This window comes from Stenotrophomonas sp. 364 (assembly GCF_009832905.1).
In the GTDB taxonomy this organism is placed as follows: Bacteria; Pseudomonadota; Gammaproteobacteria; order Xanthomonadales; family Xanthomonadaceae; genus Stenotrophomonas; species Stenotrophomonas maltophilia_AP.
Genome location: NZ_CP047135.1, coordinates 3,803,696 through 3,823,183, shown reverse-complemented (window position 1 = coordinate 3,823,183; position 19,488 = coordinate 3,803,696). Strand labels below are relative to the sequence as shown.

Annotated in this window: 19 protein-coding genes and 2 riboswitches; of the genes, 10 read left to right on the top strand and 9 right to left on the bottom strand. The window is 67.1% G+C overall.

What is annotated here, in order from left to right; translation table 11 throughout:
* Window positions 1–10: 10 nt before the first annotated feature.
* Both GQ674_RS17175 and GQ674_RS17170 read right to left on the bottom strand, forming a co-directional pair.
* Window positions 11–2,014 (bottom strand): transposase domain-containing protein, encoded by a 2,004-nt coding sequence (locus tag GQ674_RS17175; RefSeq protein WP_159498027.1) that lies wholly within the window; start codon window positions 2,012–2,014, stop codon window positions 11–13.
* A 204-nt stretch (window positions 2,015–2,218) separates the two neighbouring features.
* Complete coding sequence (locus GQ674_RS17170) at window positions 2,219–2,485, bottom strand: helix-turn-helix domain-containing protein (RefSeq protein ID WP_159498026.1); 267 nt, start codon at window positions 2,483–2,485, stop codon at window positions 2,219–2,221.
* Between the two features lie 352 nt (window positions 2,486–2,837).
* On the opposite strand from GQ674_RS17170, the gene GQ674_RS17165 reads away from it, so the two are divergent.
* The 4 genes from GQ674_RS17165 to GQ674_RS17150 all read left to right on the top strand — a co-directional run bounded on the left by GQ674_RS17165 (window position 2,838) and on the right by GQ674_RS17150 (window position 5,931).
* Window positions 2,838–3,272: a helix-turn-helix domain-containing protein gene (locus GQ674_RS17165; RefSeq protein WP_236546115.1), complete on the top strand. Its 435-nt coding sequence runs from the start codon at window positions 2,838–2,840 to the stop codon at window positions 3,270–3,272.
* A gap of 103 nt (window positions 3,273–3,375) precedes the next feature.
* Entirely contained in the window at window positions 3,376–3,570 is a 195-nt protein-coding gene (locus GQ674_RS17160) for a hypothetical protein (RefSeq protein WP_159498024.1), read from the top strand.
* A 492-nt stretch (window positions 3,571–4,062) separates the two neighbouring features.
* A complete protein-coding gene (gene aroG, locus GQ674_RS17155) occupies window positions 4,063–5,136 on the top strand; it encodes a 3-deoxy-7-phosphoheptulonate synthase AroG (protein WP_159498023.1) in 1,074 nt (357 codons plus the stop codon).
* 321 nt (window positions 5,137–5,457) lie between these two features.
* Window positions 5,458–5,931: a hypothetical protein gene (locus GQ674_RS17150; protein WP_159498022.1), complete on the top strand. Its 474-nt coding sequence runs from the start codon at window positions 5,458–5,460 to the stop codon at window positions 5,929–5,931.
* Window positions 5,932–5,967: 36 nt separating this feature from the next.
* Here GQ674_RS17150 and GQ674_RS17145 read toward each other — a convergent pair whose 3' ends face one another.
* The 4 genes from GQ674_RS17145 to GQ674_RS17130 form a co-directional block, all read right to left on the bottom strand.
* Window positions 5,968–9,033, bottom strand: a complete 3,066-nt coding sequence (locus GQ674_RS17145) for an efflux RND transporter permease subunit (protein WP_159498021.1) — start codon at window positions 9,031–9,033, stop codon at window positions 5,968–5,970.
* Window positions 9,030–12,137 (bottom strand): MdtB/MuxB family multidrug efflux RND transporter permease subunit, encoded by a 3,108-nt coding sequence (locus GQ674_RS17140; RefSeq protein ID WP_159498020.1) that lies wholly within the window; start codon window positions 12,135–12,137, stop codon window positions 9,030–9,032. The genes GQ674_RS17145 and GQ674_RS17140 overlap by 4 nt, the downstream gene beginning before the upstream one ends.
* The gene (locus GQ674_RS17135; protein WP_159498019.1) at window positions 12,134–13,309 is read right to left on the bottom strand and encodes an MdtA/MuxA family multidrug efflux RND transporter periplasmic adaptor subunit; all 1,176 of its coding nucleotides are present in this window, start codon (window positions 13,307–13,309) and stop codon (window positions 12,134–12,136) included. Before GQ674_RS17135 ends, GQ674_RS17140 begins: the two co-directional genes overlap by 4 nt.
* A 237-nt stretch (window positions 13,310–13,546) precedes the next feature.
* Window positions 13,547–14,164 carry a trimeric intracellular cation channel family protein gene (locus GQ674_RS17130; protein ID WP_038685940.1) on the bottom strand — a complete coding sequence of 206 codons (618 nt, stop codon included), beginning with the start codon at window positions 14,162–14,164 and terminating at the stop codon, window positions 13,547–13,549.
* Between the two features lie 90 nt (window positions 14,165–14,254).
* Window positions 14,255–14,346: riboswitch (glycine riboswitch) on the bottom strand.
* An 8-nt stretch (window positions 14,347–14,354) separates the two neighbouring features.
* Window positions 14,355–14,449, bottom strand: a riboswitch (glycine riboswitch).
* A gap of 44 nt (window positions 14,450–14,493) precedes the next feature.
* Here GQ674_RS17130 and GQ674_RS17125 point away from each other — a divergent pair.
* From GQ674_RS17125 to GQ674_RS17105, 5 genes are all read left to right on the top strand, one after another.
* Window positions 14,494–14,757, top strand: a complete 264-nt coding sequence (locus GQ674_RS17125) for a GIY-YIG nuclease family protein (protein WP_128097542.1) — start codon at window positions 14,494–14,496, stop codon at window positions 14,755–14,757.
* Between the two features lie 124 nt (window positions 14,758–14,881).
* Entirely contained in the window at window positions 14,882–15,319 is a 438-nt protein-coding gene (locus GQ674_RS17120; protein ID WP_159498018.1) for a hypothetical protein, read from the top strand.
* A gap of 31 nt (window positions 15,320–15,350) precedes the next feature.
* Complete coding sequence (locus tag GQ674_RS17115) at window positions 15,351–15,797, top strand: nuclear transport factor 2 family protein (RefSeq protein WP_159498017.1); 447 nt, start codon at window positions 15,351–15,353, stop codon at window positions 15,795–15,797.
* Window positions 15,794–16,216, top strand: coding sequence for a DUF2750 domain-containing protein (locus GQ674_RS17110; RefSeq protein WP_159498016.1), 423 nt, complete (start codon window positions 15,794–15,796; stop codon window positions 16,214–16,216). Before GQ674_RS17115 ends, GQ674_RS17110 begins: the two co-directional genes overlap by 4 nt.
* A gap of 118 nt (window positions 16,217–16,334) precedes the next feature.
* Complete coding sequence (locus tag GQ674_RS17105; RefSeq protein WP_159498015.1) at window positions 16,335–16,658, top strand: DUF2004 domain-containing protein; 324 nt, start codon at window positions 16,335–16,337, stop codon at window positions 16,656–16,658.
* 35 nt (window positions 16,659–16,693) lie between these two features.
* Here GQ674_RS17105 and GQ674_RS17100 read toward each other — a convergent pair whose 3' ends face one another.
* Window positions 16,694–16,957, bottom strand: a complete 264-nt coding sequence (locus GQ674_RS17100; protein ID WP_159498014.1) for a hypothetical protein — start codon at window positions 16,955–16,957, stop codon at window positions 16,694–16,696.
* Window positions 16,954–18,264 (bottom strand): NAD(P)/FAD-dependent oxidoreductase, encoded by a 1,311-nt coding sequence (locus GQ674_RS17095; protein WP_159498013.1) that lies wholly within the window; start codon window positions 18,262–18,264, stop codon window positions 16,954–16,956. The genes GQ674_RS17100 and GQ674_RS17095 overlap by 4 nt, the downstream gene beginning before the upstream one ends.
* Before the next feature lie 162 nt (window positions 18,265–18,426).
* Here GQ674_RS17095 and GQ674_RS17090 point away from each other — a divergent pair, with 162 nt between their 5' ends.
* Window positions 18,427–19,188 (top strand): NYN domain-containing protein, encoded by a 762-nt coding sequence (locus GQ674_RS17090; protein WP_038685954.1) that lies wholly within the window; start codon window positions 18,427–18,429, stop codon window positions 19,186–19,188.
* A gap of 18 nt (window positions 19,189–19,206) precedes the next feature.
* On the opposite strand, the gene GQ674_RS17085 is transcribed toward GQ674_RS17090, so the two are convergent.
* Window positions 19,207–19,416, bottom strand: a complete 210-nt coding sequence (locus GQ674_RS17085) for a hypothetical protein (protein ID WP_159498012.1) — start codon at window positions 19,414–19,416, stop codon at window positions 19,207–19,209.
* Window positions 19,417–19,488 lie beyond the last annotated feature (72 nt).

Below are 19,488 nucleotides of genomic sequence, written 5' to 3'. Positions count from 1 at the left end.
GACGGCGGGCTCATTCGTTCTGGTCGGGTGGGCGGCGCTGCGGCGGCGCGTGTTGGTTGGCCAGCCTCTCCATCAGGCTGCTGAAGGCCTGGTGGCGGTCGGAGTCGGTGCCGGTGGCGCGCAGGGGAGCGGGGGCTGCGGACCTTGCCCGTGCCTGGCCGAAAAGTGGGGCCACCACGCCTGGTGGTGGCAGGGTTTCAGGGATCGGGCCGGGCAGCTGCGCGGCGACGCTGGCCACTTTCATGCGACGTTCGGCGGCGAGCTGTTGCTTGGCGGCTCGCACGAACTGCCGTTTTGCCCGGGCGTGTTCACGCGCTGCGTCGGTGTCGGCAAAGCCGACGGCGGCAATGCACTCGGCCGTTCCCAAATGGACGCCGGACAGGGCATAGACCTCTATGCTGGCGTGTAACTGTTCCGGATCGAAGCGCAGCATCAGCTTCTGGCCGGCATGGCGGGCGATGGAGGCGGACCAGTACCGGTTTCCACCCAGGCGCACGCAGCCATCGCGTGGGTCGCTGGTGACCCGCTCGGCAGCCAGCATCAGCTGGCGCAGCTGCTCGCCCGTCGCCCGTCGCACCGGGAACTGCTGGTAGCTGGACGCGAAGGCCTGGTCGAAGCTTCGCTGCCCCCCGCAGACACGACTGCGCCGGCCTTCGCGTGCGTTGTGGGCAAGCACTTCGGTGTCCACCAGGCGGATGAAGTCGTCCAGCGCGACGGCACGGCTGCCATGGTTTTCCGGCTTGGCCGTGGGCGTATTGCCGGTGTAGGCGCCGGCACAGGCCGGATGTCGGGCAACGCGGTCGCAGAGATCGCGCCAGGCACGCTCGATGGGTTTGGCTTGCCCGTGATAAGGCGAGGCCCAGTGCACTTCACAGCCCATGCTGGTCAGCACCCCGATGGGGTCATCGGGCTGGATCCTGAAGCGGAACCGATTCGGCGCGCCGCCGGTCAGCAGCTTGCTGGCAAAGCCGCGACCGTTGTCCAGCCAGACCTTTTCCGGGATGCCATAGCGCGCCACGACATCGCGGAAAGCGAGGCGCGCCAGATCCGCCGACTCCGTTGCCGCGACGCGGTGCCCGAGCAACTTTCCCGAGTACAGGTCCTGTACGCCGATCATCACCGGCCGCGCGATGCTTCCATCGGGCCACCGCACGAATACATCGAAGCGGTGGCCATCCGCGTTCACTGCTTCCAAAGCACGGAACATCGAACGGTCGCGCTGTTGTGCCGGGAATGCTCGCGCCAGCGCCTGGCGACCTTGCCGGGCCAGAATCAGTGCTGCGGGCGGCATTTCGGCCCTGATTCTGCGCTCGAAGGTTTTCAGCGACGGAATCGCCGGCCAGCCGCGTGCGGCGCAGACACGCTGGACGCGCTCATAGCAACTGGTGGCCGTCGGCGCCTCCACACGCAGGTAGTCCGACTTGAACAGGTCCCACGCATCGGGCGGGATGCTGACCATGCTGGTACGTCCCACATAGTGCGGCACCAGCAGGGCAAGGCGATGCTGTTTCTCCACCCCGTTTACCTCCGCGGCCCAGCGCCCCAGGCTGGCCATGGACCCACCGCGCACCCCTTCGGTTCGCAGTCGGGCAACCACCAGGCGCCGTGCTTCCATCAGTGCGGTACCGTCAGCGACTAGGCTCTCGACCGCCTGCAGGGCGCGCAGGCGCTGGTGCGCGATGGCTTTGCGCGATTCCGGCAGGGCCTCGTATCGCTGCCAGGCGGACATGATATGGGCCTGGCCCGGGGCAACTTTCCGGGAGCGGGTCACACGCGGCGGCGGTAGGATCGGTACGTCTGCAGGCCGCGCTCCGATATGCAGGTACAAGGCAGCCTGCACCTGCGCCGGAAGCGCGGAGACGGCGTAGTAACGTTTGCTTCCACCGCGGACGCTGCGGCTCTGGTAGACCCATGCGTCCTTGGCCGCACGCATTTCCGCGGCACGCTTGGACACGGACAGGGCGCTGGCGATCGTCGCCAGGTCAAACAGTGCTTCGTTGGGCTGATCGGACATGCGCGGGCACCTCCTGCGGGAGCGGGTGGACGAAATTGGGGGGATCACGCGGGCGCACCGGATGTGTCAGGCGGGCAAGCGGTGCGCGTGGCCCAGCCGTGCGCTGGTTGATCGCGTCGCCCCGGGTGCGGCCCATGCCGCGACAGGCGAGCGGCGGATGTCATGCGAAAGCGGGTATGTTCAGAATCCCGGGCACCCGATCCATCAACTGGCCTCCTTTTCCTGATTGCGGCGTCCACGCAGCCTGCTAGGCTTGGCATCAGGCGGAAGAAGCACAGCGGGTCCGCGCCTGCGGTTGGGTCTGCCGTCTGGTCCGTAACGGCTGGGCCAGATATCGGCAGTGGGGAAACCGAGTGCTTCTGCGATCAACGCTTCTGCCAGGGGGTAGGGGCGGTGAAGTGCCTTGGCCAAGCTGTTCTGGTTGCGGTAGCCGTTGAGCAGGCTCAACTGACGAAGGGAAATCCCCTTCATGTGTAGCTGTGCCACGATTTCGGCTGGGTGCCAGTCTTTACGAAGGCTGGTTTTTTTTGGTGGGTGTAATGCCGTCACGTTTCCGGGTATCCAATGTCGGAATCTGTGCGGCCATGATGAGAACGAACGTGCTCTATGTCAAGTACGAACGTGCTTCGTAGTTAATGGTGGTCGAGATGTGCCTGCTTCTTGTGAAAAAATACTTGTCGATCAATGGCTTGAAAAAGTGCGAAGCGTGTTCACGGGCAGCCGTACGCCGCTTCGCGGTTCAGGGGGATAAGTGCGAAAGGAGCAAATGAGCCTGATAGGGGTTCGAATAAGGCACATTCGTGCGTCATCTACCCAGGAGGAGATGGCCCAGCGTCTGGGCGTTGCCAAGCGGACCTACCAGAACTATGAGCGAGGCGAGCGTCTGCCCGATGCGGAGTTCCTCAGCGGTCTGGTCGCTTCCGGGTGGAATGCCAACTGGGTGCTCACCGGGGCAGGCGACGAACGTCTGAGCGCTTCCGAGGTCGGCGTCGGCGCAGCGGCTTCAACTTCCGGCGGGATGTCTCAACCTGCGCGACCCGAGGACATCACACTGGCCGTCCAGTTGGCCGAGGAGGCCTTAGACGGAGCGCGGCTGGAGCCAGAGGACTATGGCAGGCTTGTTGCACTGATCTACGGCGCCCTGGTGAGTGGTCTGCCGTCCGCCCAGGTATTGGCGTTCGCAAAGCCCGCAGCACGCGGGATCAGGGGGTCGGGTAGTGAATCAGTGGATCGAACAGGTAAGGCAGCTGCTGGCTAAGGCAAAGCCCCCCTCGCCGTGGACGACGGGCGTGGGGATCGGCTTGGACGCGGCCAACGACAATGATGCCGGTTCTCCTACAGAGCCACGTAGCCTGAGTCGCGTGGACCGCTCGCTGCTGGTCATGGATGTCGTGCGAATCACTGCCGATCGGGGCTGCGAACAGGAGGTGGCGCGCGAGTTGAAGCGGCTCGGAGCGTCCAGCGTCGCCCACCTCCAGGACGACGACCTCATTGATCTGTTCGTCTATCTGGACCACGAGCTGGTCAATCCGGAGCAGCGCTGGAACGCGGTCTAATGAGACTTGAACGAGACGTGCAGGCGAGCGACGGTTGGCAGTTGAACTGTCCGGGAGCGGTGCGGCACGGACTTCCGCATCGACCGAGTTTCGCGCATGCTGCCCCGCGCGTTGCCAATAGCCCTTTGCGTGCAAGGGGTGAGGCCCTGGAGGCGAGGTGCGATGATTTGCCCAGGAATGATCAAACCATCAGGGGCCTCACAGCGGCGCTGCCGAAGGCATGAGGCCGGCGCCCACGGTGGCTGAACACCGCCGCCGCAGTTGCGAATGAAACATTTTGCGCCGCACACAAGCTGTGCTATCAATACTCCCCAATGAACGCACGCCCCGCCAATTCCTACTTTTGGTATTACTTTCCGAAGCCACCGGCGGAGGAAGGCATGCGCTCACCCTGAAGAAAGCTTCAGACGCATTCCCGAAAGCCGCCAGCGCACCTGGCGGCTTTTTTGTTGCCGCCGCGCTGGGGACCCCCACTTCCAAGGAGTTTCCCCCATGCCCCCGCACACCGATGACCTGCGCATCCGCAAGATCGAACCGTTGACCCCGCCGGCCCAGCTGCTGGCGATGCTGCCCTGTGACGACGAAGCCTCCGATACGGTCAGCGCCTCGCGCGCGGCCCTGCACGAGATCCTGCACGGCCGCGACGACCGCCTCGCCGTCGTGATCGGCCCGTGTTCGATCCATGACCCGGTGGCCGCCATCGAGTACGCCCAGCGCCTCAAGCCGCTGCGCGATGCCTACGCCGATGAGCTGGAAATCGTCATGCGCGTGTACTTCGAGAAGCCGCGCACCACGGTGGGCTGGAAGGGCCTGATCAACGATCCGGACCTGGACGGCAGCTTCAACATCAACAAGGGCCTGCGCGTCGCGCGCGGTCTGCTGCGTGACATCAACAAGCTTGGCCTGCCGGCCGGCGTGGAATTCCTCGACGTGATCTCGCCGCAGTACATCGCCGACCTGGTGGCCTGGGGCGCGATCGGCGCACGCACCACCGAGAGCCAGGTGCACCGCGAGCTCGCCTCGGGCCTGTCGTGCCCGGTGGGCTTCAAGAACGGCACCGATGGCAACATCAAGATCGCCGCCGATGCGATTGGCGCGGCCTCGAACCCGCATCACTTCCTATCGGTGACCAAGGAAGGCGGCACCGCGATCGTGGCCACCGCCGGCAATCCGGATTGCCACGTCATCCTGCGCGGCGGCAAGACGCCGAACTACGATGCCGACCACGTGGAGGCGACCAGCCAGACGCTGGCCAAGTCGCACCTGGCCGCGCGCATCATGATCGATGCCAGCCACGCCAACAGCAGCAAGAATCCGGAGAACCAGCCCAAGGTCATCGCCGACATCAACGCGCAGCTGGCCAACGGCGAGGAGCGCATTGTCGGCGTCATGGTCGAGAGTCATCTGGTCGCCGGCCGCCAGGACCTCGTCGACGGCCAGCCGCTGACCTACGGCCAGAGCATCACCGACGGCTGCATCGGTTGGGACAGCTCGCTGGCCGTGCTGGAGAGCCTGGCCCAGGCGGTGCGGGCGCGGCGCGCGGCGCGGATCAGCGAGGCGGCGTGAGTGGCGGATGCGCCCGGCACTGTGCCGGGCGCATTGGGCAAGGACGTCGCGGGTACAGATGCTTGACCTGAGTCAAACAGTTGGAAGTAGCTCGCAAATTGACCGCTGCTCCAGTCACGGCGAGATACAACCGGCGTGCATCTGCCGGTTGCGCCGCTCAAGAAGAACGCGGCAGCTCGGTGCCTGCTGGATACCCTTCGCAAGGGAGCGGTGACGCTCCTGAGGAGCCGAGCTTGGCTCTTCCGCCTGCGGATGCACTTTCGTTGAGGGAATCCAGCGATGGTGCTAGCGTCTCCGCAAACATCGGGCCAGGACGGCAGTATGTATCAAGTCGGCATCGCTTTCGCGCATCCCCCGCATCAGATCTGTGGGTGGGCAGGCCTCATGGAAACCAGCGCGCCATCCATCGAACACGGCCTGGATCGATTCTGGACGGAACTTCGCCCTGGTTTGCAGCGTCTTGCCGCTCGTTTCGACTGGTGCTGGGTCGGCCGGCTTCCTGTGGACGTGGAGGCCGGTGCGACCGACTTCGGCCATGTGCGCAGGCACGTTGTTGAAACACTGAAGGCGCTGGTGCAGTCGGGCGAGGCCGCAGGCCACGAAACGTTCGTGTTCTTCGTTGCGGACTGGCCTGAAGACGATCAATGCCGATACGGAAGCGGGACTATCGCCGATCTGGACGGCTATCTCCGCCTCTTCGGTGACTGGGATGAATGGGTCTATCGCGTCGACCGTGATGCCCTCCAGCAGGGCCAGGGAACGCCACTGCTTGTGAGGGTGCGGCAGGACCGGTGAGCCCGGTGCCGAACGTCTGATCCTGTCGCCGATCGTTCAGGCCGCCCGCCGCAGCTTCGCCAAGGCCAGGTAGATCGCCGGCGTCGTATACAACGTCAGCCACTGGCTCACCAGCAACCCACCCACGACCGCGATCCCCAGCGGCTGCCGCATCTCCCAGCCTTCGCCGGTGGCCAGCATCAGTGGCAACGTTCCCAGCAACGCCGCCACACTGGTCATCAGGATCGGCCGGAAGCGCAGCCGTGCCGCCTCGCAGATGGCGTCATACGGCGACAAGCCGCGCTCGCGTTCGGCCGAAAGCGCGAAGTCGATCATCAGGATGGTGTTCTTCATCACCACGCCTATCAGCAGGAACAGCCCCAGCAGCGAGATCAGGTTCAATTCGTTGCCGAAGGCCATCAGCGCCAGCAGGGCGCCCACACCGGCCGAGGGCAGGGTGGACAGGATCGCCAGCGGCTGCACGAAGCTCTCGTACAGCACGCCCAGCACCAGGTACACCGCGAGCATTGCGCCCACGATCAGCCACAGTTGGCGCTCGCGCAGCGTCTCGAAGCCACCGGCCTCGCCACTCAGCCTGGCCTGTACATGGGTGGGCAGCATGATGCCGGCCATCGCGCGGTCCACGGCTTTCACGGCCTGGTCCAGGGTTACGCCGGGTGCGAGCGCGAACTCGATCCAGACCGAGGCGAACTGCTGGCTGTGGTAAATGCGGTCCGGCGCCATGCCGTAGGACCAGCTGGCAATCGAGGACAGCGGCAGGCGCTGCCCGTCCTTGCCGATCACGTGGATCTGGTCCAGCGTGGACGGGTCCTGGGTGTAGCGCGGGTCCAGTTCCATCACCACGCGGTACTGGTTGAGCGTGTCGTACAACGTGGCCACCTGGCGCTGGCTGAAGGCGTTGTTGAGCACCGACGCGATCATGCGCATGTCCACGCCCAAACGTGCTGCGGCGTCGCGGTCGATGTCCAGCACCACCTGGCGCATGCCTTCGTCGCCCTTGGATTCCACGTCCACCAGTTCGGGCAGGGCGCGCAGGGCGTCGGCCACCTTGGGTGCCCATTGCCGTAGAGGTTCCAGCTCGCCGGACAGCAGCTGGAACTCGTACTGGCCGCTGTCGCCGCTGCCTTCCAGCTTGATGTCCTGGTCCACCCACAGGAACATGCCGCCGCCGGGAATCTTCGGCATGTTGCTGCGCAGGCGGTCGATCACCTGCTGGCTGGACACCTTGCGCTCGGCCAGCGGCTTCATCTTGATCATGATGAAGGCGTTGTTGACCCCGCTGCGCCCGCCGATGTACCCGATGATGTCGCTGATGGCCGGGTCGGCCAGCAGCAGCTTCCGATACGCATCGATCTTGGGCTGCATCACCTGGAACGACAGACCATCGTCGCCGCGCGCGAAACCACGCAGCTGTGCCGTGTCCTGCTTGGGCACGATGCCTTTGGGCACCTGCTGGAACAGCCACACGTTCAGCCCGATCACCGCGCCGAACAGCAGCACCGGCACGGCCAGCCAGCGCAGCATCGTCTGCAGGCTGGCCACGTAGCCACCGCGCAGCCGCTCGAACAACGCCGTGCCGCCCCGTTGCAGCACGTTGCCCGCACCGGGCCGCTCACGGCCGAGCAGACGTGCGCACAGCATCGGAGTCAGGCTCAGCGAGACCAGCAGCGACACGCCCATCGCCGCCACCAGGGTCAGCGAGAACTCGCGGAACAGCTTCTCCACGAAGTCGTCCAGGAACAGGATCGACACGAAGACCACCGCCAGCGCGATGTTCATCGACAACAGCGTGGCACCCACTTCACCGGCACCGCGCAGGGCCGCATCCATCGGTGAGGCGCCTCCTTCGCGATGGCGGGCGATGTTCTCCAGCACCACGATGGCATCGTCCACCACCAGCACCGCGGCCACGATCAGCGCCATCAGCGACAGCGTGTTGAGCGAGAAACCGAGCAGCGCGATCACCGCAAGCGCACCCAGCAGCGACACCGGAATGGCCAGGGTCGGCACCAGCGCGGCGCGCCAGTGACCCAGGAACGCCAGCACCACCAGCACCACCAGGGCGATGGCCAGCAGCAGGGTCAGCTCGGCCTCGTGCAGGGTGGCGCGGATCACCGGCGAGCGGTCCATCACCACCTGCATGTCGATGCTGGCCGGCAGCAGCGCCTGCAGCGTGTCCATCTGCGCGTTGATGGCGTCGACGGTCTCGATGATGTTGGCGTCCGGCTGGCGGCTGACGATCAGCAGCACCGCAGGGCGCTGGTTGTGGAAGCCGCTGGCATAGCGGTCTTCCACGTCCTCGCTGACCTGGGCGACGTCGCGCAGGTGCACCGGGCGGCCTTCGCGCATGGCGATGATCAGGTCGCGGTACTCGGCGGCGGTGCGCAGCTGCAGGCTGGCCTCCAGCTGCCATTGCCGGCTCTGGCTGGCCACGTTGCCCAGCGGCTTGAGTGCGTTGGCGGTGCGGATGGCCGCCGCGACATCATCCAGTGCGATGCGCTGCTGGTTGAGCGCATTGGGATCCAGCGACACGCGCACCGCCGGCAGCGAGCTGCCGCCCACCTGCACTTCGCCGACCCCGGGAATCTGCGCCAGCTTCTGCGCGATCACCGTGGAGGCCACATCGAAGATCTGACCGGGCGAGAGGCTGTCCGAACTCAGCGCCAGCGCCAGGATCGGTGCCTGCGAGGGATTGACCTTGTTGTACTGGGGCATGCCCGGCATGCCGCTGGGCAACTGCGCGCGGGCGGCATTGATCGCCGCCTGCACGTCGCGCGCGGCGCTGTCCACGTCGCGGCCCAACTCGAACTGCAGCTCGATCTGGGTGGAGCCCTGGGTGCTGGCCGAGTCAATCCGGCTCAAGCCCGGAATCGTGCCCAGCGCCCGTTCCAGCGGCGTGGCCACGTTGGCCGCCATCGATTCGGGGCTGGCCCCGGGCAGGCTGGCGCTGACGTTGATCGCCGGGTAGTCCACCTGTGGCAGCGGTGCCACCGGCAGCAGCCGCAGCCCCAGCAGGCCGGCCAGCACCACCGCCACCGACAGCAGCAGGGTGGCCACCGGGTGCTGCACGAACCAGCCGATCGCCCGCGCAAGCGGACTCACGCGTGGGCCTCGGCCGCATCGTCGGCACGTTCGGCCGGACGCCGGCGGAAGCGGTCGAAGAACAGGTAGATCACCGGCGTGGTGAACAGGGTGAGCACTTGGCTGACGATCAGCCCGCCCACCATCACCACGCCCAGCGGCTGCCGCAGTTCCGCGCCCGAGCCGCTGGCGAACATCAGCGGAATGGCGCCGAACAGCGCGGCCAGGGTGGTCATCAGGATCGGACGGAAGCGCAGCAGCGCGGCCTGGTGAATCGCCTGGCGCGGGGCCAGGCCGAACTCACGCTCGGCCTCCAGCGCGAAGTCGATCATCATGATCGCGTTCTTCTTTACCAGCCCGATCAGCAGCACGATGCCGATCACCGCGATCAGGTCCAGGCTGCGCCCGCTCAGCAGCAGGGCCAGCAGCGCGCCCACCGTGGCCGAGGGCAGCGTTGAGAGGATGGTGATGGGGTGGATGAAACTCTCATACAGCACGCCCAGCACCAGGTACATCACCACCACCGCGGCCAGCACCAGCCACAGCGTGCTCGACAGCGAGGCGCGGAACGCGTCGGCCGCCCCCTGCAGGCGCAGCTCCACCCCGGTAGGCAGGCCGATCGCCGCACGCGCGCCTTCAATGGCCTGCACCGCTTCGCCCAGCGACGCACCGGGTGCCAGGTTGAACGAGAACGTCACCGCCGGGAACTGGCCCACGTGGTTGATCAATAGATGCGCGGGGCGCTGCTCGATGCGCGCGATGCCATTCAACGCCACCTGCCTGCCATCCGGCCCGGCCACGTGCAGGCGCGCGATGGCGTCCGGCCCGAAGGCCGCGTCCGGGCGCGCTTCCAGCACCACCCGGTACTGGTTGGCCTGGGTGAAGATGGTGGAGATCTGGCGCTGGCCGAACGCGTCGTACAGCGCATCGGCCACCGCGTCCACGCTGATGCCCAGGCGCGCGGCGGCGACGCGGTCGATCAGCACGTGCGCCTGCAGGCCCTGGTCCTGCAGGTCGCTGGCCACGTCGGCCAGGGCTGGGGACTGCTGCAGGTGGGCCAGCAACCGGGGCGTCCATTGCGCAAGCTGGTCGCTGTCGGGGCTGGTCAGGGTGAACTGGTATTGGGTGCGGCTGATCCGGTCCTCGATGCCCAGTTCCTGCACCGGCTGCAGGTACAGCGTGATGCCGGGCACGTGCGCCACGCGCTGCTGCAGGCGCGCGATGATCGCTTGTGCGTCGCTGCTGCGCTGCGCGTGTGGTTTCAGTTCGATCAGCAACCGGCCACTGTTGAGCGTGGCGTTGTTGCCGTCCACGCCGATGAACGAGGACAGGCTGGCCACGTCCTCATCGTCCAGCAGTGCCGACGCAAGCGCCTGCTGGCGCTGCGCCATGGCCTGGAACGAGATCGACTGCGGCGCTTCGCTGATGCCCTGGATCAGGCCAGCGTCCTGCACCGGGAAGAAACCCTTGGGCACCCACACGTACAGCGCGGCGGTGAGCAGCAGGGTGGCCACGGTGGCGCCCAGCATCAGCGGCTGGCGCTGCAGCACCCAGTGCAGCTGGCGGTCGTAGATCGCCACCACGCGGTCGAACGGGTCGCCCTGCTGCGCCGATTCCTGGCCGTCGGCATCGCGGCGGGTGGCATGCCCGGCCTTGAGCAGGCGCGCGCACATCATCGGGGTCAGCGTCAGCGAGACCAGCAGCGAAATGCCGATCGCCACCGCCAGGGTGATCGCGAACTCGTGGAACAGCTTGCCCACCACGTCGGCCATGAACAGCAGCGGGATCAGCACCGCGATCAGCGACAGGGTCAGCGAGATCAGGGTGAAGCCGATCTGCCGGGCGCCCTTCAGTGCCGCCTGCATCGGCGTGGCGCCGCGCTCCAGATGGCGGGCGATGTTCTCCAGCATCACGATCGCATCGTCGACCACGAAGCCGGTGGCGATGGTGAGCGCCATCAGGGTGAGGTTGTTGAGTGAGAACCCGGCCAGCAGCATCACCCCGAAGGTGCCCACCAGCGACAGCGGCACCGCGATGCTGGGAATGATCGTGGCCGGTATGTTGCGCAGGAACACGAAGGTGACCATCACCACCAGCGCGATGGCGATCAGCAGTTCGTGCTGCACGCCACGGATGGAGGCGCGGATCGATTCGGTGCGGTCGCTCAGCACCGCCACGTCCACGCCCTTGGGCAGCGATGCCTGCAGCTGCGGCAGCAGCGCCCGCACCTGGTCCACCACGGCGATCACGTTGGCACCGGGCTGGCGCTGGATGTTGATCAGCACCGCCGGCGTGGTGCCCGACCACGCGGCCAGCTGGCGGTTTTCCGCGCCGTCTTCGATTGTGGCCACGTCGCCCAGGCGCAGCGGCGCGCCGTCCTTGTAAGCCAGGATCAGCGCCCGGTACTCGGCCACCGAGCGCATCTGGTCGTTGGCATCGAGCATGATCGCGCGGGTGGGGCCGTCGAAGCTGCCCTTGGGCATGTTGACGTTGGCCGCGCCGATCGCGGTGCGGATGCTGGCCATGCTCAGCCCGTTGGCGGCCAGCGCCGACGGATTCACCTGGATGCGCACCGCCGGGCGCTGCCCGCCGGCCAGGCTGACCAGGCCCACGCCCGGCAGCTGCGACAGGCGCTGGGCCATGCGCGTATCCACCAGGTCGTGCACCTGCGGCAGCGACAGCCCCTGCGAGGTTACCGCCAGGGTCAGGATCGGCGTATCAGCCGGGTTGACCTTGCGGTACACCGGTGGCACCGGCAGGTCGTCGGGCAGGAAGCTGTCGGCGGCGTTGATCGCGGCCTGCACTTCCTGCTCGGCCACGCCGAGGGCGACCTCCAGCGAGAACTGCAGGGTGATCACCGAGGCGCCGCCGGAGCTGGTGGACGACATCTGCTTCAGCCCGGGAATCTGGCCGAGCTGGCGCTCCAGCGGCGCGGTCACCGCACGGGTGGTCACCCCCGGGCTGGCACCGGTATACAGCGTGGTGACCTGGATGATCGGGTAATCCACCTGCGGCAGTGCCGCCACCGGCAGCAGCCGGTAGGCCAGGATGCCGGACAGCAGCAGCGCCACCATCAGCAGCGTGGTGGCGACCGGGCGCTCGATGAAGGGCCGCGAGAGGTTCATGCGCCGGTCCGCGGCGCGTCCACCTGTGTTGTCGGCGTGGGCACCACCTCCACCGGCGCACCTTCGCGCAGGCCGTCGATGCCTTCTACCACCACCCGCTCGCCGGCCTTGAGGCCTTCGCGCACCGAGACGCGCTCGCCATCGGCCGGGCCCAGTACCACGTTGCGCAGGTGCGAGGTGTTGTTCGGCGCGATCACGTACACATAGCTGCCCTTGCTGCCGAACTGCACGGCGGCGTTGGGAATCACCACCGCATCGGCACTGCTGACCTGCAGGCGGATGTTGACGAACTGGTTGGGGAACAGCGCCTCGTCGGCATTGGCGAACTGCGCGCGCAGCTTCAGCGTGCCGGTGGCGGTGTCGATGCGGTTGTCCAGGCTGGACAGCACGCCGCTGCCGAGCGCCTGACGCTCTTCGCGATCCCAGGCTTCCACCGTGAGGTCGGGCGTGGCGCGCACGGCGGCCACCACCGCTGGCAGGTCCGGCTCGGGCACGGTGAACAGCACGCTGATCGGCGTGGTCTGGGTGATGGTGGCCAGCGGTTCGGTATCGCCGCTGCGCACCAGGTTGCCCACGTCCACGTTGCGCAGGCCCATGCGCCCGGCCACCGGCGCGGTGATGCGGGTGTACTGCAGCTGCAGGCGGGCTTCGTCCACCGCGGCCTGGTCGGTCTGCCGACGGCCCTGCAGCTGGCGCACCTTGCTCTGCTGGTCGCTCAGGTCCTGGGCAGAGACGAAGTGCTTGGCCTGTAGTTCGCTGTAACGCTTGAGCTGGGTCTGCGCGTTGTCCAGTTCGGCCAGGTTCTGCTGCTGGGTGCCCAGCGCACGCGTCAATGCCACCTGGTAGGGACGCGGGTCGATCTCGGCGATCAGGTCGCCGGCCTTGACGTGCTCGCCCTCGCGGAACGACAGCCGCAGCAGTTCGCCGTCCACGCGGCTGCGCAGGCTCACCGTATGCAACGGCGTCACCGTGCCCAGCGCCTTCAGGCGCACCACCAGGTCTTCGCGCACCACCGTGGCCACGCGCACCGGTGTTGCAGTGCTCGCGGGCGCGGCTTCGGCGGCCGGCGCGGGCGACAACACCCGCCAGGCGATCACGGCGGCGGCCAGCACGGCCCCGACCAACAGCGGTTTGAACAGACGACGGGAACGCGAGGGGAGCGGGGCAGACATGGGGCATCCTGCGCGTACGCCACACGGCGAACGCGTCCATGGTTTACCGGCCCGTGGGGGCAGGCGAGGCGAAGTGGGGTTGTCTGGCGGGGCCGCTGGTCGAATGCCGCAGCGTGGCTGGATACCGACCCGGGAGGGGCGGGGGCGTCATGGTACCGCGTGTGGGTGCCTGCACTCACATGACCTTGGTCATGGAGCGGAGACGGTCGGGTGCTACCGGTGCATTGAACGGTCCGTTCAATGCACCTCGTCGCGGTAGACGAACTTGGGCATTTCCCATTTGAAGTGGATGGCCAGCAGGCGCAGCAGGAAGCCGCCGCCCAAACACCACAGCGTGGCCGCGTTGATCGACACGCCCAGCTCCAGCAGGCCCAGGTAGGCCGCGCCGGTGAACAGGGTGATCACCGCATACAGTTCCTTCTGGAAGATCAGCGGCACCTCGTTGCACAGCACGTCGCGCAGCACGCCGCCGAAGGCGCCGGTCAGCATGCCCGAGATCAGCACGATCGGCGCGGCGTGGCCGGCATCGCGCGCCACCGCGCAGCCGATCAGGGTGAAACAGATCAGCCCCAGCCCATCCAGCACCAGGAAGGTGCGGCGGAAGTGGTGCATCCAGCGCGCCACCCAGGTGGCGATCAACGCCGCGCAGATGGTGAAGCCCAGGTACTCGGGGTGCTTCACCCAGCCCAGCGGATAGTGGCCCAGCACGATGTCGCGCAGCGAGCCACCGCCCAGCGCGGTGACGCAGGCAATGATGACCACGCCGAACAGGTCCATGCGCCGCCGTCCGGCGGACAGCGCGCCGGTCATGGCTTCGGCGGAAATGGCGATGAGGTAGATCAGGGAGAGCAGCATGGGGGAGGCTCCGGGCACGTCAGGCGGGGACGGAAGCACGCACATCGCACGCCAGCGCGGGGCACTGTCGTGAGGGTGGGATTCCGTTGCCGCTCCCGCTGTCCTTTTGCCTGAGAGTTCGGTGGCCAAGGCCACGTGCCCCTTCGGCGGGTCATTGAAGACCTCTCTCCAGATCGGCGTGCTGGATGCATGGTTGGTGGCGTTCCGAGCCACCGGCCTGAGCGATTATGGGAGCCTGCGCCTTCGGCGGGTGCCAGCGTGGCACCTCTGTCCTGCATCCGGGGCGGATTCTAGCAGCCGCCGGGCACTCTCCGGTGGATAATCCCGGTATGCCCGCTGAACCCGCCCCCTGGTACGTGTACCTGCTGGAATGCCGCAACGGCAGTTACTACGCCGGCATCAGCAACGATGTGGACGCCCGCTTCCAGGCCCATCTGGCCGGCAAGGGCGCCAAGTACACCCGCGCCCACCCGCCGGTGAAGCTGCTGGCCATGCGCGCCTACCCGGACCGGGCAACCGCCTCCAAGGCCGAATGGCAGCTCAAGCGGCAACCGCGGGCGCGCAAGCTGGCGTGGCTGCAGGCCACCCCGTAGCGCCGGGCTCTGCGCGGCTGCGCGTGGCGCTGGCTCGCCGTCACGGCGTAGGCCACAATCAGCCGACCACAGGGAGGGAACCAGGATGTTCGATCTCCAACGAAAGCCGCTGTCACGACCGCGCATGGCGTGGCTCCTGTCGTTCCCCGCACTGCTGTTCGGCCTGGTGATCGCCGCGCCTGCATCGGCGGCCACGCCCGTGAACGCACTGCGGTATGGCGACATCGCCCCGGCCGATTCCTTCCGTGCCGCCTACGCCCCCGATGCCATAGCGGCCGCGCGCATCTCGCTCGACCCGGGCAAGGTACCTGCCAACCTTCGTGGCCTGGTGCCGCTGGCCGAATACTGGGGCATCGGCGATGACGTCCTCCGCGAGATGCTGCAGGAGGGGGAGAGCCCGGCGAAGAAGAAGGCGCTGGCCGATGCGGTCAACCCGCACAATGCGGCGATCACGGCCTGGTTGGACAGTTGGCCGCAGGGCGAGCCAATGAGCGACGAGGCGGCCGCCTTCATGTACATGCAGCAGGGCCTGGACGAGATGGGGCTGTTCCAGGCGCGCTGATCCTCCTCTCTCTACCGGATGAACCCCTGCGATGACCCCGCTTGCCCTGCTGCTCGCCCTTGTCGGCGCTACTCCATCGGCCACCCCCGCCATCGATCCCGCCACGCGTGCCGCGATCGAAGCCACCTGCCTGGACTACGTGGACGGCCAGCTCGAAGGCGACCCGGCCCGCGTGGCGCGTTCGCTGCACCCGGACCTGGCCAAGCGCGCGATCCTCGGCGACACCCCGGATGAGCGCCTCGGCCTGCGCCGGATGTCGAAGGAAGAGCTGGTGGAACTCACCCGGCAGGGCGCATTGAAAACCCCGAAAGACCAGTGGAAGCGCAGCTGCACGCTGCTCGACGTCACCGGCAACGCCGCCTCGGTGCGGTTGGAAACGCCGTGGTTCGTGGACTACTTCCACATGGGCCGGTTCGGCGCGCGTTGGATCATCGTCAATGCGCTGTGGTACAGCAAACCCAAGGCAACAGCAAAGTGACGACCACGCACGGCGATAGCGAGGCGGGGTATCGGTTCGGGCCGAGCGAGGTCGATGCCGTGCTGCGTGCACGGCCGGAGAAGCGCTACGCCTATTTCGTCAATCGCGTGGCCGACTGGGAAGAAGTGTGGGGATTGCGCAACGCCGATGGCTGGGTGATGTCGGCCACCGATGCGGGTGAACAGGTGGCACCGTTCTGGCCGTTCCGCGCGTTCGCCGAACGTGCGGCGGTAGGCAGCTGGTCGAACACGTGGCCGGAAAGGATCGCGCTGCACGCCTTCCTGGAGCGCTGGCTGCCCGGCCTTGCCGGTGACGGTCGGCGGGTCTGTGTCCTGCCCGACGAACACGGCCAGGGCGCCACCGTGGAGCCTGCCACGCTGAAGGCCGATATCGAAGAAGAGCGGGAAAGACTCGAATAGTCTGCGGGAGACGAACGCGCGCGATTGACCGCCCGCCACGTCATCGCGATCATGCCATGAGCCCCGCGCGTTTCCACAATGCAAGCCCGCATTGCACCCCTGCCGACAAGGACGCCACATGACCGATACAACCGCACAACGACAGGCGCAGGCACTGGCCGCCATCCAGCAGGCCGTGGGCACCGAAGCCGGCGAAGACGGCGTGGATCTGTTCGCCGACCACCACCGCGACGAACTGCCGCCCAGCTATTGGCAGCAGCACCTGGGCGACGTTGCGCCGACGTCGGCCGCCATCATCGGCCTGCTGGAATTCAAGTCGGCCTGGGGCGAAAACGAGAGCGAGTATTTCGATTTCACCCTGCCGGGGGACGTCACCAACTACGTGGTGTCGGTGCACTTCGATGAAGCCGGCGAGGTCGACGGGATCGCGATGGAAAGCTGATGCACCGGGGCGAAGTCACCGCGATGGGTTCACCCCTAACGCGGCGGCAGCACGAACATCAGGAATACGCACACCACCAGAATGCCCACCAGCACCCAGCGCAGCCCCGCCGGTGACAGCACGCCGAACAGGCGCAGCGCGCTGGCAGCGAAGTGGTGCCCGCAGTTCGGACAACGCACCTGCATCTGCACGTGGCGCGGGGTGATCGCGTTGAAGAACATCGGCACACCGCTGCGCACCAATGCCCTGCGGCTGTCGAACACGGCCGCGCAGCCCGGACAGGTTTCGCGGTTGCTCATGGCGTGGGCGGCGGCGGGGTGTCGCTGGGCAGCTTCGGCCTGCGGTCCTCACGGTCATCCCCGAAGATGATCCGCGCACTGCGCTGGTAGCTCCAGTACGCCACCGCCCAGTTGAGCAGCACCACGATGCGGTTGCGGAAGCCGATCAGGAAGAACACGTGTGCGGCCAGCCAGAACCACCAGGCCAGCACGCCGGACAACTGCAGCCTGCCCAGGTGCACGATGGCCGCCATGCGCCCGATCGTGGCCAGGTTGCCGAAGTCCTGGTACTTGAACGGGCCCGGCGCCGGTTTGTCCTCCAGCCGCGCGCGGATGATCGCCGCCACGTGCTTGCCCATCTGCTTGGCTGCCGGTGCCACGCCGGGCACCGGCCGGCCGTCGGCCTGGCTGAGCGCGGCCAGGTCGCCGGCGACGAAGATCTCCGGGTGGCCTTCGATGGTCAGGTCGGGCTGTACCGGCACACGGCCGGCGCGGTCCAGCGGCACTGCCAGTGTCCGTGCCAGCGGCGAGGCGGCCACGCCGGCGGCCCACACCACGGTGCGCGCCGGCACGAACTGGTTGCCCAGCTGGAAGCCGTCGCCGTTGATGTCGCTGACCGGCGTACCGGTGAGCACTTCCACGCCCAGTTTTTCGAGCTGGCGGCGCGCTTTCAACGACAGCACCTCGGGGAAGGTCGACAGCACGCGCGGGCCGGCTTCCACCAGGCGCACCTTGGCGCTGGCCGGGTCGATGTGGCGGAATTCGTTGCGCAGTGTGTGCCGGGCAATCTCGGCCAGGGTGCCGGCCAGTTCCACCCCGGTGGGGCCGCCGCCGACGACCGCGAAGCTGAGCCAGGCGGCCTTGCGGGCCGGATCGGGCTCGGCCTCGGCGCGCTCGAAGGCCAGCAGCAGCTTCCGGCGCAGTGCGATGGCATCGTCCAGGGTCTTCAGCCCTGGCGCATCGGCGGCCCATTCGTCATGGCCGAAGTAGGCGTGGGTGGCACCCGTGCACAGCATCAGGGTGTCATAGCCCAGCGCGCTGCCGTCGGCCAGGGTGATCTGCCGGGCCTGCTTGTCGATCGAGGTCACTTCGCCCAGGCGCACTTCCACGTTGCGCTGGTCGCCCAGGATGTGGCGCAGCGGCGCGGCGATATCCGGCGCCGACAGGCCGGCGGTGGCCACCTGGTACAGCAGTGGCTGGAACAGATGGTGGTTGCGGCGGTCTACCAGGGTGATGCGCACACGCGCGCTGGCCAATGCCCGGGTGGCCCAGAGGCCGGCGAAGCCTCCACCGATGATCACCAGGTGGGGCAGGGTATCGCGGGTCATGCAAGGACTCCTTGGCGGGGGCCGGCCCTCCGGCCCATGGGTTCATGGTCGACGCGGCATATCGTCGCACGTGAAGCACGATGTTCACGCCGATGACAGATACTGGGTTCAGGGGCCGTCGCGCTGGCAGGCGGCGGTGGTCGCATCGCTCTGGAGGCTGACATGACCGAACCGGAAAAGCGCATCGCCCTGCTGATCGATGCCGACAACGCACCGTCGTCGAAGATCGACGTGGTGCTGGCCGAGGTGGCGCGCTATGGCGTGGCCAACGTGCGCCGCGCCTACGGCAACTGGAAGAGCCCGGCGCTGAAAGGCTGGGAATCGGTGCTGCATGCCTATGCGATCCGCCCGATCCAGCAGTTCGCCTACAGCCGGGGCAAGAACGCCTCGGACATGGCGATGGTGATCGATGGCATGGACCTGCTATACGCACGCAACCTGGACGGGTTTGCGATCGTCTCCAGCGATGCCGACTTCACCCCGCTGGTGATGCGCCTGCTTACCGACGGGGTCAAGGTGTACGGATTCGGAGAGAAGAAAACCCCCGAGCCGTTCGTCAATGCCTGCTCCAAGTTCACCTACCTGGAAGCGCTGGGGCAGGACCTGGCGGCAGATCCGGAGGTCGAGCACGGCAACGAGGAAACCCGGCCGCGCAAGAGTGGCCCCGAGCTGCGCAGCGACACCCGGTTGGTGCAGATGCTGCGCAGTGCGGTGGCCTCGGCCGAAGCCGACGATGGCTGGTCGCACCTGGGCCCGGTGGGCAGCCAGATCGGCAACCAGGCCTCGTTCGATTCGCGCAACTACGGCTACGGCAAGCTCAGCGAACTGCTGGCCGCCACCGGTTTGTTCGAGATGAAGAAAGACGGCAAATCCACCTATGTCCGCGCGCTGCCAAAGAAGGGCGCGGCCAAGGCGGCCAAGTGATGCACGGCGGGGTCCCGGTCAGTGCGTGGCGTGCAATACCGACAGCGTGCGCGCGTCGGACTGCTGGTAGCCGTCGATGACACCGCGGCCAAAATCCTGCAGCGTGCCGAACGACATCAGCACCAGCGCGGCGGCCAGCATCAGGTTGCGATGATGACGGCGGTAGCCTACGACCAGCAGCACGATACCCAGGCACAACAGACTGATTTCAAGGATCTGCGCAAACATTGCATTTCGTCCATGAGGTGACGGCCACGCCGCCGACCGGCGTATCGTAGCGCCACCGCGCGGTGCTGTGGC

Excerpts from the sequence above, each read along its gene's own strand:
- GQ674_RS17140 (WP_159498020.1), bottom strand. The coding sequence starts at position 12,137 with ATGAACCTCTCGCGGCCCTTCATCGAGCGCCCGGTCGCCACCACGCTG.
- GQ674_RS17095 (WP_159498013.1), bottom strand. The coding sequence starts at position 18,264 with ATGACCCGCGATACCCTGCCCCACCTGGTGATCATCGGTGGAGGCTTC.
- GQ674_RS17135 (WP_159498019.1), bottom strand. The coding sequence starts at position 13,309 with ATGTCTGCCCCGCTCCCCTCGCGTTCCCGTCGTCTGTTCAAACCGCTG.
- GQ674_RS17150 (WP_159498022.1), top strand. The coding sequence starts at position 5,458 with ATGTATCAAGTCGGCATCGCTTTCGCGCATCCCCCGCATCAGATCTGT.
- GQ674_RS17130 (WP_038685940.1), bottom strand. The coding sequence starts at position 14,164 with ATGCTGCTCTCCCTGATCTACCTCATCGCCATTTCCGCCGAAGCCATG.
- GQ674_RS17105 (WP_159498015.1), top strand. The coding sequence starts at position 16,335 with ATGACCGATACAACCGCACAACGACAGGCGCAGGCACTGGCCGCCATC.
- GQ674_RS17175 (WP_159498027.1), bottom strand. The coding sequence starts at position 2,014 with ATGTCCGATCAGCCCAACGAAGCACTGTTTGACCTGGCGACGATCGCC.
- GQ674_RS17100 (WP_159498014.1), bottom strand. The coding sequence starts at position 16,957 with ATGAGCAACCGCGAAACCTGTCCGGGCTGCGCGGCCGTGTTCGACAGC.
- GQ674_RS17170 (WP_159498026.1), bottom strand. The coding sequence starts at position 2,485 with ATGAAGGGGATTTCCCTTCGTCAGTTGAGCCTGCTCAACGGCTACCGC.
- GQ674_RS17165 (WP_236546115.1), top strand. The coding sequence starts at position 2,838 with ATGGCCCAGCGTCTGGGCGTTGCCAAGCGGACCTACCAGAACTATGAG.
- GQ674_RS17090 (WP_038685954.1), top strand. The coding sequence starts at position 18,427 with ATGACCGAACCGGAAAAGCGCATCGCCCTGCTGATCGATGCCGACAAC.
- aroG (WP_159498023.1), top strand. The coding sequence starts at position 4,063 with ATGCCCCCGCACACCGATGACCTGCGCATCCGCAAGATCGAACCGTTG.
- GQ674_RS17120 (WP_159498018.1), top strand. The coding sequence starts at position 14,882 with ATGGCGTGGCTCCTGTCGTTCCCCGCACTGCTGTTCGGCCTGGTGATC.
- GQ674_RS17125 (WP_128097542.1), top strand. The coding sequence starts at position 14,494 with ATGCCCGCTGAACCCGCCCCCTGGTACGTGTACCTGCTGGAATGCCGC.
- GQ674_RS17115 (WP_159498017.1), top strand. The coding sequence starts at position 15,351 with ATGACCCCGCTTGCCCTGCTGCTCGCCCTTGTCGGCGCTACTCCATCG.
- GQ674_RS17085 (WP_159498012.1), bottom strand. The coding sequence starts at position 19,416 with ATGTTTGCGCAGATCCTTGAAATCAGTCTGTTGTGCCTGGGTATCGTG.